At 43.7% G+C, this 15,560-nt stretch carries 13 protein-coding genes and 1 pseudogene; 6 read left to right on the top strand and 8 right to left on the bottom strand.

Annotated elements, in window-relative coordinates:
- Nucleotides 1-78: 78 nt before the first annotated feature.
- Nucleotides 79-549 (top strand): Fur family transcriptional regulator, encoded by a 471-nt coding sequence (locus G8O23_RS05235; RefSeq protein ID WP_166362517.1) that lies wholly within the window; start codon nucleotides 79-81, stop codon nucleotides 547-549.
- Nucleotides 550-712: 163 nt separating this feature from the next.
- On the top strand, nucleotides 713-1,978 hold the full coding sequence (locus G8O23_RS05230) for an adenylosuccinate synthase (RefSeq protein ID WP_166362515.1): 1,266 nt from the start codon (nucleotides 713-715) through the stop codon (nucleotides 1,976-1,978).
- A gap of 327 nt (nucleotides 1,979-2,305) precedes the next feature.
- Here G8O23_RS05230 and G8O23_RS05225 read toward each other — a convergent pair whose 3' ends face one another.
- The 3 genes from G8O23_RS05225 to G8O23_RS05215 are packed head-to-tail and all read right to left on the bottom strand — an operon-like array spanning nucleotide 2,306 to nucleotide 6,772.
- Nucleotides 2,306-4,918, bottom strand: coding sequence for a WD40 domain-containing protein (locus tag G8O23_RS05225; RefSeq protein ID WP_166362513.1), 2,613 nt, complete (start codon nucleotides 4,916-4,918; stop codon nucleotides 2,306-2,308).
- Between the two features lie 29 nt (nucleotides 4,919-4,947).
- Nucleotides 4,948-5,784 (bottom strand): outer membrane beta-barrel protein, encoded by an 837-nt coding sequence (locus G8O23_RS05220; RefSeq protein ID WP_166362511.1) that lies wholly within the window; start codon nucleotides 5,782-5,784, stop codon nucleotides 4,948-4,950.
- A gap of 16 nt (nucleotides 5,785-5,800) precedes the next feature.
- Complete coding sequence (locus G8O23_RS05215) at nucleotides 5,801-6,772, bottom strand: PKD domain-containing protein (protein WP_166362509.1); 972 nt, start codon at nucleotides 6,770-6,772, stop codon at nucleotides 5,801-5,803.
- Nucleotides 6,773-7,091: 319 nt separating this feature from the next.
- Between G8O23_RS05215 and G8O23_RS05210 the strand changes: the two genes are divergently transcribed.
- Entirely contained in the window at nucleotides 7,092-9,080 is a 1,989-nt protein-coding gene (locus tag G8O23_RS05210; RefSeq protein WP_166362507.1) for a tetratricopeptide repeat-containing sensor histidine kinase, read from the top strand.
- A 21-nt stretch (nucleotides 9,081-9,101) separates the two neighbouring features.
- Nucleotides 9,102-9,857, top strand: coding sequence for a LytR/AlgR family response regulator transcription factor (locus tag G8O23_RS05205; RefSeq protein WP_166362505.1), 756 nt, complete (start codon nucleotides 9,102-9,104; stop codon nucleotides 9,855-9,857).
- A gap of 120 nt (nucleotides 9,858-9,977) precedes the next feature.
- Here the strand turns inward: G8O23_RS05205 and trxA are convergent.
- The 5 genes and pseudogenes from trxA to G8O23_RS05180 form a co-directional block, all read right to left on the bottom strand.
- A pseudogene (trxA, locus tag G8O23_RS05200) lies at nucleotides 9,978-10,325 on the bottom strand (thioredoxin); the annotation flags it as partial.
- Nucleotides 10,326-10,387: 62 nt separating this feature from the next.
- Complete coding sequence (locus G8O23_RS05195) at nucleotides 10,388-10,675, bottom strand: co-chaperone GroES (protein ID WP_166362501.1); 288 nt, start codon at nucleotides 10,673-10,675, stop codon at nucleotides 10,388-10,390.
- Between the two features lie 49 nt (nucleotides 10,676-10,724).
- Nucleotides 10,725-11,309, bottom strand: coding sequence for a glutaredoxin family protein (locus G8O23_RS05190; RefSeq protein WP_166362499.1), 585 nt, complete (start codon nucleotides 11,307-11,309; stop codon nucleotides 10,725-10,727).
- Nucleotides 11,310-11,317: 8 nt separating this feature from the next.
- Nucleotides 11,318-12,244, bottom strand: a complete 927-nt coding sequence (locus G8O23_RS05185) for an NAD(P)/FAD-dependent oxidoreductase (RefSeq protein ID WP_166362497.1) — start codon at nucleotides 12,242-12,244, stop codon at nucleotides 11,318-11,320.
- A 44-nt stretch (nucleotides 12,245-12,288) separates the two neighbouring features.
- On the bottom strand, nucleotides 12,289-12,636 hold the full coding sequence (locus G8O23_RS05180) for a thioredoxin family protein (protein WP_166362495.1): 348 nt from the start codon (nucleotides 12,634-12,636) through the stop codon (nucleotides 12,289-12,291).
- 226 nt (nucleotides 12,637-12,862) lie between these two features.
- On the opposite strand from G8O23_RS05180, the gene G8O23_RS05175 reads away from it, so the two are divergent.
- Both G8O23_RS05175 and gap read left to right on the top strand, forming a co-directional pair.
- Nucleotides 12,863-14,323 carry a CCA tRNA nucleotidyltransferase gene (locus G8O23_RS05175; protein ID WP_166362493.1) on the top strand — a complete coding sequence of 487 codons (1,461 nt, stop codon included), beginning with the start codon at nucleotides 12,863-12,865 and terminating at the stop codon, nucleotides 14,321-14,323.
- Between the two features lie 188 nt (nucleotides 14,324-14,511).
- Nucleotides 14,512-15,519 carry a type I glyceraldehyde-3-phosphate dehydrogenase gene (gene gap, locus G8O23_RS05170; protein ID WP_219932420.1) on the top strand — a complete coding sequence of 336 codons (1,008 nt, stop codon included), beginning with the start codon at nucleotides 14,512-14,514 and terminating at the stop codon, nucleotides 15,517-15,519.
- The last annotated feature ends 41 nt before the right edge of the window (nucleotides 15,520-15,560 follow it).

Raw genomic sequence — 15,560 nt, 5'->3', positions numbered from 1 at the left:
TAAAATTTCCTCAAAAAATTTGACAGTATCCCTCACATTTACTATTTTTATCTGTTCTAAATTTAAACTACTGTCACCATGGGATGCGATAACACCTTAGACTCGGTAAAGAAGATTTTTATTGAATATCTTGAGAAGAAGGGACATAGGAAAACGCCAGAGCGGTTTGCTATAATAGAGGAGATATACTCCCGCGAGGGACACTTCGACATTGAGACGCTATATATCTACATGAAGAATAAAAACTACAGGGTTAGCAGAGCAACATTGTATAATACAATAGAGCTGCTACTGGAGTGTAACCTGGTGGTTAAGCACCAGTTTGGTAAAAATATAGCAGTTTTTGAAAAGGCTTACGAATGCCGTCAGCATGACCACCTTATTTGTACCCAGTGTGGTAGCGTTATTGAGTTTTGCGACCCCCGTATCCAGGAGATTAAGAATACTGCAAGCAAATCGATGAACTTTAAAATATCTCACCACTCGCTTTACTTTTACGGTATGTGTAGTAAGTGTATGAGTGCGAAGAATGAGGCCAATCAGGCTTAAGCGGATATGTTGATAACTTGCTGTGCTCAACTCTTTTTTTTACAGCAAAATTTTGGAAACAACCCCTAAAAAGCTGTAACTTTAGAACATGAAATTTGCAGGATGCTGGACCGTAATGGCCGGCATTTGTTGCGCATTTCCCAACCATTTAAGCGTTATAAGTATGAAAGTTGATGTACTTCTTGGCCTTCAGTGGGGCGACGAGGGCAAAGGAAAAGTAGTTGATGTGCTTACCCCAAACTACGATGTTATAGCTCGATTTCAGGGAGGCCCAAATGCAGGACACTCCTTAGAGTTTAACAACATTAAGCACGTTCTGCACACTATCCCTTCAGGTATTTTTCACCTCAGCTCAATCAATATGATTGGTAATGGAGTGGTGATTGATCCGGTGATCTTTGCAAAAGAGATTGCAGCACTACGTGCTTTGGGCATTGAACCAACTAAGAACCTTTTCATCTCCAAAAAGGCTCACCTGATTATTCCCTCGCATCGCGAGCTCGACGCAGCATCTGAGGCCGCTAAAGGAAAGGGGAAAATTGGCTCAACCCTCAAAGGTATTGGCCCAACCTATATGGATAAAACTGGGCGAAACGGCCTAAGGGTAGGCGACACCATTAGAGCCGACTTTAATGATCGATATAATCAGCTTAGGGCAAAGCATAAGGATATTCTTGCACAGTACGACTATGAGGCCAACATTGAGCAGCATGAAGCCGATTGGTTTGCAGGCCTAGAAGTAATCAAGCAGTTTCAACTGATAGATTCGGAGTACGAAATCAATCGCTATCGGAATGAGGGGAAAAAGATATTGGCTGAGGGAGCGCAGGGCTCGTTGCTCGATATCGATTTCGGATCATATCCATTTGTAACCTCATCTAACACCATTTGTGCCGGAGCTTGCACCGGATTGGGTTTGGCGCCAAGCGCCATTGGCGAGGTGTACGGTATTTTCAAAGCGTATTGCACTCGGGTTGGTTCAGGTCCATTTCCCACTGAACTGGAGGATGAGGTTGGCCAAAAGCTGCGCGATGAGGGTAATGAGTACGGGTCAACTACTGGTCGTCCGCGCCGCTGTGGCTGGCTCGATTTGGTTGCCCTTAAGTATGCCGTGATGATTAACGGGGTTACTGCTCTCATCATGACCAAAGCCGATGTGCTCGATACCTTCGAGTCCATCAAGATTGCAACATCTTACAAAGTAAAAGGTGAACAAACACAGATTATGCCCTACGAGTTTGATGCCGAAATAGAACCCGTTTACCATGAGTTTAAGGGCTGGAATACGTCTTTAGCCGAGATCCGCTCCGAAGCCGATTTTCCAGCGGAACTAGTTGATTACATAAGGTTTATTGAAAAGGAAACGGGGGTTCCTGTTAAAATTGTATCGGTTGGGCCTGATAGGGAAGCCACTATTATAAGGAATTAATTTCATTGTTCTAACTATTTTATACTAGAAAGAGTGGTCTATTGGGCCACTCTTTCTTGCTATTAATTTAATCTGCTCAAGATTTTGCGAAGTATGCACTTATGTTTTCGATTTTCATGTTGAGTAGCTAGAGTATGAAAGGAGAGAACCATTTTTTAGTCTGTTATTATCTTGGCTCTTTGTCCCAATTAATGATGTTTACTAATTGGTCTCTAATGCTGGATAAAAAAGAGAAGAGCAGGGTGTCGCAATGAAATGACACTGAAATTTGCAGCCAGGGTTTATTGTTTCCCCGCTCTTCTCGGTTTGGATAAGGGCAAAATCGCATCATTTCAAACGCCAGTTTCCCCAGGTGTCAACCACATCGCTGCTAATGTTGGTCTGCGGATTCTGCTCCTTTTGGTTAACTAAAACTGATCGGGTTGCCACATTGTGCTTTAGGTAGTCCGATAGCTCCTGGTAGGTAATGTCGCCTTTAGTCTCCTTTAGCTTTTGTAGCAAGTGGTATGTAAACATACCGTGGTTTTTTTCTTTCCATGGCAGGGCCGACTGATCGCCCGATGTTGCTGCAAAAACCACCAGGTTACCCCTTAGCACGTTTTCCCTAGGGCGTAGCTTTACTCCACGTGCGGCAATTAGCCCTTGCTCACGACCACCTCCACTAAAGCAAGCATCGAGGAAAACGGTAACCCGTTTCGATGGATGCTCGGTGAGCTTGGCGTAAAAATCGGTGAGCTTAATGGCGAATTGCAGGTCGGCACCGCTAACATCAACAGGGATTAGATATGGTTCCTGGGTTTTCTCATCGGGAAAGCCATGGCCAGCGTACATAACAAACACCTCCGATTTTCCCTCACCAATCTTTATAATTGTATTGATTTGGCTAATGGCTCTGTGCATCTCCATAGCTGTGGCATTGGTTCGTAGTATTACATTCTCCTCGGGTACCCCCAAAATGTTAATGGCATATCTCTTAAACGATTCGGCATCGCTTACCGCAAACTCAACATCCGATTCGGTTTTTAGTCCCCGTTGATACGAAGAGTAATCCTCGTTCCCTATGATTAAAGCGTAGCGGTTGGGTTTTTTGCTTGCCACTCTGGGTACATCAATATCCACATCCGATTTTAGCATTGGCCTAGGAGTTGCAGCGGCCTGCGCTTGGGTAGTAGTTGCCAGCATGGGTGAACTCAGATTTCCTTGTGCCCCTTCATTTAGCCGTGCGCTGGCAATCTTCCTGTCGCCAAATTTCCCTGTCGATTCGGTAACAAAAACCTCTATGGGCACATCGGGACGGATGTATCGCGTGTTGGTCATCACCTCAAGTTCGAACACCTTTGTTTCGTTGGGCGTTAGCTGGGCCACAAAGAATTCTGGTTCACTCACTATAAACGCATTTTCGGGTAGTTCAAACTTCACCTTTACGCTGTAAGCAGGGGCATCACCCTTGTTCTGAACCATTAGGCTTAGCTTGAATTTGCTTCCTTTGGATATTACCTCAGAACCAATGGGAGTAAAACTATGCTCATGCAGAACTACCAAGGGTACCTCCTGCTTCATTGTTGCTATGGCAAGTCTAGCTGGTTCACAGCTATAACCACGACTTTCGGATATGGTGATGTTGAAATCTGCACTGGCTGAGGCTATGGCCTCGTTGGCTAGTATGGATATTTTCACCGACTTGGTTTGTCCGGCATTAATATCGCCAACCTCTATGAATGGAGAGAAGGTGAGGCCGCTAACATTGTTCTGCTCGGTTACAAATAGCTTAACCATTTTGGCAGCACCATTTCCCGTATTGCTAATGGAGATGTCGATGAATGACTGCTCGCCCGCATTGATAATGTTATTTCTGTTGGCATCGGAAAAAACCACCGATTTTAGGGCAAGCTGTGGCGAGGTAGTTTCGGCAACAGTCTGTACCACCTTTACTTCCTGTGTAGTTGCTCCCTTTGCAGGTGCTTGTGTAGTTGCAATTGTGGAGTAGATATTTAGTCCCCCAACATCCCATAGCGATAGGTTGCTGCTGCGCAGGTTGGTGGATAAAATGCTTTTGCCATTGGGGTTCATACCCACCGAGTAAACAATATCACCCAGCGAGGGCGATTTGTACACCTCAGCACCACTCTCAACATTCCAAACTATAAATGTTTTATCGTGTGAACCGCTAACCACGTACTTACCATCAGCGCTATACGAAAGGCTTTGCACCCAGTTTCGGTGACCCCTCAATTCATACTTTTGAGTCCCTGTCGAGCTATAAATCCGCACAGTTCGATCGTCGCCCGCTGAGGCAAAGGTTTCTCCCGTAGGGCTGTACCCCACGCATCTAATCCAGCCTTTATGGTCGCTAATGGTGTGAGTTGCTGTCCATTTAGATGTATCCCAAATTACAACGGAACCATCGGCCGAACCTGAAATCAACGATGTGCCATTGGGGCTAAAGTCGAGCGAGGTAATTGTTTTCGATTGCTTGCTTAGGCTCTGTAAGAGCCTACCGGTTGATAGTTCCCAAATGCGAATGGTATTATCATCACCCCCAGAGGCTAGCAGGTTATTCTGCGGATTTATTGCCAATGCGCAAATATCACCAGTGTGGCCTGTTAGGTTTTTAATTACCGAAGATTTGTCAATATCCCAAATGTAAACCTTGCTGTCCTTTCCGCCCGAAACAAGCAGCTTGCCGTCGCGGCTAAAGGCTAAGGCCTTTGTCCATTGGTTGAGCCCTGTTAGTTTACGGTATACGTTGGTACTGTTGTAATCCCAAACAATAAGTTCATTGTCGTCACCTGCAGTTGCAATGTATGCCCCATCGTAGCTAATGGTTGAGGTGATTACGTTGTGCTTTTTATCTCCAAATGGTTTTAGCTTGCTAACCTGTCCCGTAAGGGGAGTGCAAGCCAAAACCAGTGCGAGAAGTGCTACTATACCTTTTGCCATTGTGCATACGGATTAAGTATTGCAAGTGTTTAAATATCCTTTGAGCGTAGGAAGCTAAATTTTAATCCAACTTCGATTTTGGCGGAGGTAAAATTTTCGGGTTCAAGATTGGCTTCTTCCAAGTCGGCCTTGTTTATGCTGATAAACGAATAGCCCCCGTGTACAAATATTCCAATATTGCTGTTGATGTTGTAATCGAAACCTATACCAGGGTATAGGCCAATGCCAAAGCTTCGTTGGGGAGTGTTTTTGTAGGCCGATGGGCTGGTTAGGCTGTTGTACCATATGTCGTAATCCTGCTCCGATCCGCCCAACTCGATCCATGAATTGCGCCTATTATCGATGTAGTTAATATCGGTATAGTTAAAAGTAACCTCAACAAAAACGTAGGGGTTAAATCGTTTACCATAGGCCATATTAATGCGGGGGAAAACGCCAATTCCAAGATTGTACATGTTGAGTTCGTTTACTCCCTCGTCGAGAATGCTACTTTCCTGGGTAATGTTCCATGACAGGAAGTTGTTCTCAACCCTCTCGCCATTCATGGTGTACTCGTCGATATATTCCCAGTTCCCTATCCGTTCCATTGTAACTCCAACCCCAAGCGAAAAGGATCGGTTTAGGTTGAACATCACTGCGCCAGTAAAGGCTCCACCACAATCGAAATTTGAGAATAGATAGGGCATGAGCCACGTATTGAGGTATGCTCCATTTCGCGACTGGTAGATGTATTCCCGTTGCCCAACTGGTTGGATTGCTCCTAATGAAACGTTAAGAGTTACCTTATTCTCGAATTGGGCAAAAATGTTGCTTGATGTGAGTATTAGCAAAATGGCTAATACATAGGTAATGTATGTTGATTTCATGGCTATCGAATTTGAGTTATTGCAAGTATTTGTCTGATAGGATATCGATGCTACTCTTCTCCTTTTTAAATATGAGGGGTTGCGATGGACTTAGATCAAAGAGCGATTGCTGTTGGCCTTCTATTTCCCCAGCAGAGTCATAATTAGTGTTCTCCAGTCCTTTTCCTCCACAAGTCATCGAAATACTTTGGTTGTTAACATTGGGATAGCTAAAGTGAGTCCCATGGTAGGCATAGAAGTATTCTGTTGTGTTAACGTACCATCTCATCTCGTTCCCATACCTTGCATAATGGTATCCCAAGTTGTATTTTACGCCATCGGATGGTAGCTGGCAATTCACAGTAACCTTATAGGTTGTACCCCAATTTGAGTGAACTGGACCTAAGGTATAGCCACTGTAGTTGGTGGTGTGTAGGTAGTAAAACTCTGGCCCAACATTCAGATTAAAAGTATGGGAGCTGCTGGTTAGCTCAATATCGCCTGTCCAGGTTACCGTTAATCCTAAGGGGTTGCCATTGGTAAACTTCTCGGTGGTAGAGGCATTGAGGGTAATGGTTGATGAGTATACTTGATAGGTGGTGCTACCGCCTACTGGTATGGTTCGTGAGCCATACCCCTCGATGGTGATGTCGATTGGAGTGTAGGTTGGGTTTGTAAATGTTACCTGGCGTGGGTTTAGTACATACAGGTAGAACTGGTATGCATCGTCCTTTTTATTGCCCGATTTAGAATATCCCACCAGGGTTACGATGTACGCCCCTTCCTTGCTGTAGCTATGCGTTGGGCTCACAACAGTTGATGTAGTACCATCACCAAAGTACCATTCAAAGTGATCGGCATTAACCGATGAGTTTGTAAAAGTCACAGTTTCATTTACCGCAACAAGGGATGATGAGACGGTAAACGACACGTACGGATCCTCCTCGCAACCAGCAAAGGAGAACCACAACCCTACCAGCAGTAGGTGTAGTAATTTTAACTTTTTCATTTCAGCATCATTTAAATTAGTAATCCTTGAATTGACAGATACCCATTGGCTGCAAAGGGATTCTATCTGCCTTTATATCAAAGTTACATCGTGCTGAAAATCAAATTGTAGCTACTGTATATCCGCTAGTTGATTATTGAAATTCGTGGCGTTTTAGTTTAAATGTGTATAACCACAGTGAAGACACGCTAAAATAGTTCTGTCGAAACATCAAGCATTGTAAGGCTTTATATTGTATAGCAGTATTTTAGATTTAAAAAGATGATGATTTACGAGGTGGTTTAAAAATATCGCTGTAAATTTATTCTTATTTGGTACTATGAACCTAACTTTCATCAGATCACTAAAGTTGGCTCTTATTGCACTTGCTTGCTGTATTGCAATGTGGTGCTGCAATAGTAGTCCCTCAAATAATTTGGCTATCAACCTGCCTGTTGATACGCTGCAGGTTTTTATTCGGAGTGCCGATTCACTAGCCGATATCCGTCCCGATTCGGCCATCCATCTTTACACGAGAATCATTGACGTTTCAACGAAGAGGTTAAATAGGCACAGCGATACCGATACCATTAGGGCAAAATTAACTCGTTCAAAAGCCTTGGCCCAAAGGGGCATTGCGGTTGCTCATAGCAACACCGGTAAATTGGCCGATGCTTTGAGCCTAATTGATCAGGCCCTGCTGGAAATAGAGGCTTACAGGGATATTTTACCGAGTATCTACTATCAAGATTATACTGCCATTGCAAACTCCAAAGGAGTTTTTCAGAAGAAGCTTGGGAACTACTCAGATGCTCTTAAAACCTATCAGGATGCAGTTAACATTGCTCTGCTGTATAACGATAGCGCAAGTATTGCCATTTTTCATACCAACACAGCTAACATTTATCAAGAGATTGGGGAGCCTGAGAAAGCTTTGGAGTATATAGCGCAAGCGTTAGATCTTCACAAAAAGCTGGGCAATGAGCGTGGCATTGCTGCCACTAGCCTAACATTAGCCAACATTTTAAACTCCAGCGGACAGTTTGCCGAAGCACTTCCGCACTACGAGGCGGCTTTAAACTTTTGTGAGGCGAATGGATTAACCGGAAATGTAGGTTTAATTCAATCTAACCTAGGTGTTCTGGAAAAACGTCTTGGTAACTATGCAAGTGCAGAGGTGTATTTTAATAAGGCAAAACAAAACTTGGGAAGGGTTGGCAATAAGCAGGGTTTGGCACTGGTTTATGGTAACTTGGCCGATTTGGAGGTGGCAAGAGAGGGCTGGGAGCATGCCATTGAATATGCCAAAATGCAGCTCGACTTGGCAAAGCAAACATCTGCTCTGGTTAATCAGCGGTTCGCCTATAAGCACTTGTCCAAGGCATATGCGGCGCTGGGGAAATATTCTGAGGCATACCATAACCACCTGCAGTACTCATCGATTAACGATAGCATAATGTCGCTCGAGAAGCGCAATGAGATTTCAAGGCTTGAGGTCGTTTACCAAGATGAGCGAAAGACAGAGGAGATTAGCCATTTGGCAAGCCTATCGGCAGCGCTTGAGAAGAAAAATGAAACCAAGAACTACCTAATTATTTCAATATCCTTGTTGCTTTTCACAACCATCCTGCTAGCAATTCTTTGGATTTATAGTTCCAAACTAAAATCGAAACAGCAAAGACTAATTCTTGAGCATCAATTGTTTCGTTCGCAGATGAACCCTCACTTCCTGTTCAACTCCCTTTCGGCCATTCAGAATATGGTTTATAGGGCCGACAAGCTGGTGGCTGCAGAGCTGGTGGCCAGCTTTGCCAAGTTTATTAGGCTTGTACTCGATAGTTCAAGAAGTAATCTGGTGCCACTGCAATCGGAAATTGAAGCCATCAAGCTGTTTTTAGATTTGCAGAAAGTTAGGTTTCCCAACCTTTTCAACTATTCAATAGCTCTCGAAACCGCAAACGATGCAGCTGAGATAATGATTCCACCACTGATTGTTCAGCCCTTTGTTGAAAATTCCGTAATTCATGGGTTTGAGAAGGATAGAACAGACGGTATGATTCAAATAAAGTTTGTTGAGGCCAACGATATTTTGTACTGTGAGGTAGTTGACAATGGCATTGGTATTAGCAAGGCTATAGGGAAGAAGGAGGGCACACACAAATCGTTAGCCACCCAGATAACTCGCGAACGGCTTTCCGTTTTATGCAGGCAGCTCAAATGCAGGGCCAATTTTGAATACGAAGATATTGGTGCCGAGGATGGGGGCGGTACTCGCTTAATCCTGAAATTACCTTTACTTTTTAGCGATAGCCTAAGTAGGCTAAACTAGTCCAACTAACAATTAGTATCGATGAGTGTGTTTATTGTTGATGATGAGCAAGCCTCGGTTGAAACGCTGACAGCAATGGTTAGCGATTTCTATCCTAATATCACCATTTTAGGTTGTGCGCACAGCGTTTCCGATGCCATAGATGGCATTAGGAAATTTAAACCTGATACTGTTCTCCTTGATATTGAACTCTCCGATGGTTCAGGCTTTGATGTGGTTAAAGCATTTCCTAATCCCGAATTCAAAATAATCTTTATCACCGCATTCGATCAGTTTGCTGTGCAAGCCTTTAGGCTTAGTGCAGTCGATTATATTCTAAAACCCGTTAATCCTATTGAACTTAAGGATGCCATTGGCAAAGCGATTCATCACAATGCCCATGAGGGTAAGCAACTCGAATTGCTAACATTACTCCATAATTTAACCGAGAGTACACGTTACGATAAACGTATTGTGCTTAAGACCAATGATGATATTCATTTGATTAAAACCACTGATTTATGTCGTATAGAATCGGATGGGGCCTACTGCCATTTTTACCTCGAGAGCGGAAAGCGCATAACTGTTTCGCACAATATTAAGCATTACGATGATTTACTTTCGGCATACGGATTTGTTCGTTGCCACCAAAGCCATATGGTAAACCTTAGGTTTATCGATCGATACCAAAAATCGGATGGCGGCATGCTGGTGCTAACCAGCGGGAGTCAAATTCCTGTTTCCTCACGAAAAAAGGACTCTGTACTGTCATCCATTCAGCATCAGGGTATCAATTAGCAAGAATACAGGCTGCCCAAAAGGAAAGTACAGCAACATCTGGTTTTATAAGATGCTAGGGAACTATTATCCCCTTTGGTACTCCCTTTTGGGCAGCCTGTTTATAAACCCTTATCAGGTTTAGCTTACCTTTAGCACATCGGCAAACGCCTGCTTAAAGGTATCCTTTGGCAATGCGCCGGCAGCCATCTGGGGTTTTTCGTCCATTGGAATGAATAGGATTGAAGGGATGCTTCTAATGCCAAATAGTCCGGCAAGTTCCTGTTCGGCTTCAGTGTCTACCTTGTAGATATCAATTTTGCCATCGTACTCCTTCGATAGTTCCTCTAGAATAGGGGCAACCATTTTGCATGGGCCACACCAGTCGGCATAAAAATCAATTACGGCTGGCTTATTGCCCTCGAATTTCCATTCGGTATTCTTCTCAAAATCGAAAACCTTCGATTTGAATGTTTCCATTGTCAAATGTTCTAACATAATTTTTGTCTGTTTGGATTTTTAAAATGGGGAGGGGTTATTCTCCCTGTTAATTAAATTTCGTCGGTTTCAACTATTTTGGCCATGATGTCGGAGTACTGAATAAGAAGATATTTCTTCCCTTCGAACTCCGTTTCGGTGCCGCCGAAACCATTGTACATAACCTCATCGCCCACGGCGATTTCTGAATTATCAATATTGCTCATTGCCACAACGCGGGCAATGTTTTGCTTTTCCTTAGCCATGTCGGGTATAATAATTCCCGATGCAGTTTTGGCCTCTTCGCCATTGGACGGTAAGTCCAACAGCACGTTTTGGTTCACTGGTTGTAATTCTTTCATGGGTGTATCAAAAAAATCAAGTTACAAAATATTATTTACAATGCTTAAACTATTGCCCTTTAATGTTCAACAGTTCGCTAATTCTGGTCTGGTTAAAGCCCACAATCATCTCCCCGCCAATATCGGTTTGAGGTACTCCTCGTTGGCCCGATCGCCTTACCATCTCATCGGCAGCACTCTGGTTTCGCGACACATCAATATCGGTAAACCTAATGCGATGCTTACGCAGATATGCCTTAAGCGTGTTGCACCATGAGCAGGTTGGGGTGGAGTAAACAGTTACCGATTTCTGTGGTATTTCATCACCCTTGCTCTCTACAATGAAAAGAGCATCATCAAAAAGTGCCTTGTAGTAATTGGTCTCGTTGCAGCCCTTAATAACATTCTTTGCCGTACCCTGGTTAAACTCAATTAGCGTGGGTACGGAAGTTACGTTGTATGCAGGATGAATATCCCTAGTGCTTGTTACATCGGCTAAGTAAACATCTAAACCCTTTACATCCTTTAAGCCAGCCTCAATGTTTTGTAGGGCGCAATCGCTCTTTTCTGTACCACTTTTATAAAGCAGGAGGTAGGCCTTTGCACTATTGGAAACCAGTGATTTAAATTCCGCTAAAGAATTTACCTGATGCATAAACAAATCTATTTGCTAGTTCTTAAATATTCCGATGCGCTGAGGGCTGCAATGGTGCCATCGGCCACTGCGGTGGTTACTTGCCTATACCTTTTGGCTATGCAATCGCCTGCAGCAAATACGCCTGGGATATTGGTTCTCATCTCCCCATCAACCACTATCTCGTTACGCTCGTTGAGTGTTACCACTCCTTCTAACGATTCGGTATTTGGAAGGTAACCAATAAAGATAAATGTGCCATCCACTTTCTTATCGAATAGATCCTTGGTGGCAAGATTCTCGATGCTTACCTTTTCCAACTTTCCGTTGCCAAAGAACCCTCGTAGCTCCGACCCCATAACGAAATCGATTTTGGGGTTACTCTTTGCTTCCTGAACAGCATGTTCAAAAGCTTGAAATTGATTGAACTGATGAACAATTGTTACTTTCGATGCATATTTGGTTAGCGTTACGGCCTCCTCGAGCGCTGAGTTGCCTCCACCAACCACTACCAGCTCCTTATCGGTGAAAAACTCACCATCGCACGTTGCGCAGTATGATATACCCCTGCCTTTAAACGTTTCCTCTCCCGGAATGTTCAAAGAGCGTGGACGCCCTCCCTGTGCAAGAATCACCGCTTTGGCGCTGAAGGTACGACCATCGTCTAGCACTACTGATTTTATCTTCTCGTTCAGCTTGTACTCAACAATCTTTACGTTCGATTTTATCTTGCAGCCAAAGTCCTTGGCTTGCTTCTTCATGGTATTGGCCAATACAAAGCCATTGGTTGTTTCAACACCGGGGTAATTCGCTATCTCGTTGGTTAGCACCATTTGCCCACCAATGGCCCCCTCGTTAAGTATAACCGTGCTTAGCTTGGCCCTTGAGGCGTAGATGCCAGCGGTAAGCCCCGCGGCACCTGCGCCTACAATCATTACATCAAAAACTTCGTCCATTTCTATTATCCTAATGCCAAAATTAATTTCCTGTTTATGGTCGATTAGCTTAGGTGCTCATCGAGTATATCGGTAATTTGCTTCCTATTCTGAATACTAGTGGTAGCCTTTACCATTTTACCATTCTTATAGTACACTGTGAAGGGTAAACCCATAAAGCTGCTGCACATTGGTGCATTTCTAATAATACCAGCTTCGGGTGAGTCAAAAGCCATGGAGTAGAACTTCACATTCGTACGTTCCTCTTCAAGTTCTTCCATCACATCGTACACAGGAATACACATTGGGCCCATTCGGCCACAGCATACCATTACATTCTCATTCTCGTTAATAATCTTCTCAAGTTCAGCTGCTGTTTCAATTTCATGCACAGCGGTTTGCAATAGTTTCATAGTTTATTTTGATTAAATTAAGTAAATATGTAGATATCTAGATAACAAATTGTATTCCACAAATAATTTGAAAAAATTATTGAGCCAAATATTTCATAGTATTAAATGCGTTAGTATTTGAGAAATCAAGTAATTGAGGAGGCATTATATTCTTCCCTTTTCAATAACAATAAAAATTGGTATTACTAATTAATGCTAATAAGTTGTAATTTTGTCAGGTTTACCAATGGAAGTGTCAGTTAGCCTTATGCAAGAATATATAAATAGTAAGATTTTTAAAGCCGTTTCGGAAGTTGCCGGCGAGCTGGATAGGCCAACCTACGTGGTGGGTGGTTTTGTAAGGGATATTTTTTTAAAACGAGAGTCGAAGGATATTGATGTGGTGGTTCAGGGCTCGGGTATAGAGTTGGCTGAGCTTGTAGCAAAAAAGTTGGGCGTAAAGCGAGTAACCGTTTTCAAGCGATTTGGAACTGCTCAGATAAAAGTGGGCGACTGGGAGGTTGAATTCGTGGGAGCTCGAAAGGAGTCGTATACTCCCGATTCACGGAAACCTATGGTTGAGGATGGCACCATTGAGGATGATCAGCTAAGGCGCGATTTTACTATCAATGCCTTAGCAATTAGCCTTCATCCCGATACTTTTGGTCAGCTGGTCGATCCCTTCAATGGAGTTTCCGATATTGAGGATAGGATTATTCGCACTCCCCAGGATCCCAACCAAACCTTTTCCGACGATCCCCTGCGGATGATGCGTGCGGTTAGGTTTGCCACCCAGCTTAAGTTCGATATTGAACGAAGTACCTTTAGGGCGCTGAGTGAGAATAAGGAGCGGTTGCAAATTATTTCCGTTGAGCGGATTGTGGATGAGCTGAATAAGATTATCCTCTCGAAGAAACCATCAGATGGCTTTTTGCTTCTTGAGCAAACCGGTTTACTTGAACAGTTTTTCCCTGAGTTCACAGCGCTTAAGGGCGTCGATAGGGTTCAAAATCACAACCACAAGGATAATTTCTACCATACGTTACAGGTGCTTGACAATGTGGCAGAAAAATCGGACAACCTATGGTTGCGTTGGGCTGCCCTTCTGCATGATATTGCCAAGCCTTTAACCAAAAAGTATATCAAGGGGCAGGGGTGGACCTTCCATTCGCATGAGTTTGTGGGGCAAAAGATGGTTCCTAAGATATTTCGCAAGCTCAAACTACCACTTAACGACAGGATGAAGTACGTGCAGAAGCTGGTTCATCTGCACCTAAGGCCCATTATCCTATCGAGCGACGATGTAACCGACTCGGCTGTGCGCCGACTTTTATTTGATGCTGGCGATGATATTGACGAGTTGATGACCCTTTGCGAAGCCGATATCACCTCAAAGAACGATGCCAAGGTAAAGCGTTACTTGGCCAACTTTAAGCTGGTGCGCAAAAAACTTGTGGAGATTGAGGAGAAGGATGCGGTTCGCAATTTCCAGCCTCCCATAACGGGCGAAATTATTATGAGTGTTTTTGGTATAGCACCAAGTAAGCCCGTTGGCATAATAAAGGATACCATTAAGGAGGCCATACTTGATGGAAAGATTAAGAACGATTTTGATGAAGCTTACGAACTTATGCTTAAGCTTGGTGAAGAGCATGGGTTAAATCCTGTTAAATCGAAGGAAGAGATTCTGGCCTTGTCGGGCAGCTAACTGTCTATTTTCGACCTACAAATGGCTGATCCCCATTGCGACTAAGAGCTCAACCGTTTGCGTTTTTTTCACGCACTGCTGAACTTGTATAGGGTTTAGCTATTTATATTTTTTGTATCTTTGAACTGAATTCTGAGACTTCTACTGCACACAGTTGTATTATATTAACTTAAAAAAAACAAATGGCTATGGCAAAAATTAAAGTTGCTATTAACGGCTTCGGCCGCATTGGGCGCAATGTTTTCAAGATTGCTCTTGAGCGCTCCGATATCGAGATCGTTGGAATTAACGATTTGACTGATACTAAAACACTTGCTCATCTTCTAAAATATGACTCCACTCAGGGTAAGTTCAACGGAACTGTTAGCTACGATGAGACCTCGCTAATTGCCAATGGAACAAAGTATCCTGTGCATGCCGAGCGTAGCCCCATCAACATTAAGTGGGCACAAACTCCCGATGTGGTTGTAGAGTCGACAGGTATTTTCACCAAGCGTGAGAGCGAAAAGGGTGGATACGGCGACCACATTAAGAACGGTGCCAAAAAGGTGATTCTTTGCGTACCCTCGAAGGATGAGATTGACCGCATGGTTGTTCTGGGCGTAAACGACGATGATTTAAGGCCTGAGGATCAGTGCGTATCCAACGCTTCATGCACCACCAACTGCCTTGCCCCTGTGGCCAAAGTGCTTAACGATGAGTTTGGAATTGAGAATGGTTTGATGAACACCATCCACGCCTATACCAACGATCAGCGTATTCTGGATGCACCACACAGCGATCTTCGCAGGGCTCGTTCATGCGCTGTTTCTATGATTCCTACCACCACTGGCGCAGCCAAGGCTGTAGGTAAGGTGATTCCTTCGCTTAAGGGCAAACTCGATGGTCTGGCAGTTCGTGTTCCTGTACCAACCGGTTCGGTTGTTGACCTTGTAGCAGTGCTTAAGCGCGAGGTTACCAAGGAGGAAGTAAACGCAGCGATTAAGAAGGCCGCCGAAGGCCCTATGAAGGGAATTCTTGAGTACACCGAGGATCCTATTGTTTCTGTGGACATTATCCACAACTCACACAGCTCAATTTTCGATGCATCGGCCACTATGGTAAATGGAAAAACCATTAAAATCCTATCGTGGTACGACAACGAGTGGGGCTACTCAAACCGTGTGGTTGATTTGGTACCTAAGCTATTTATGTAGTTTTTAAATAACTTTTTTTAAAGAGAGGGGTTTGGCTGTGC

Origin of the sequence: Perlabentimonas gracilis, assembly GCF_011174675.1 — a bacterium.
Taxonomy (GTDB): domain Bacteria; phylum Bacteroidota; class Bacteroidia; order Bacteroidales; family Tenuifilaceae; genus Perlabentimonas; species Perlabentimonas gracilis.
This window is presented reverse-complemented; position numbering and strand designations above follow the sequence as displayed.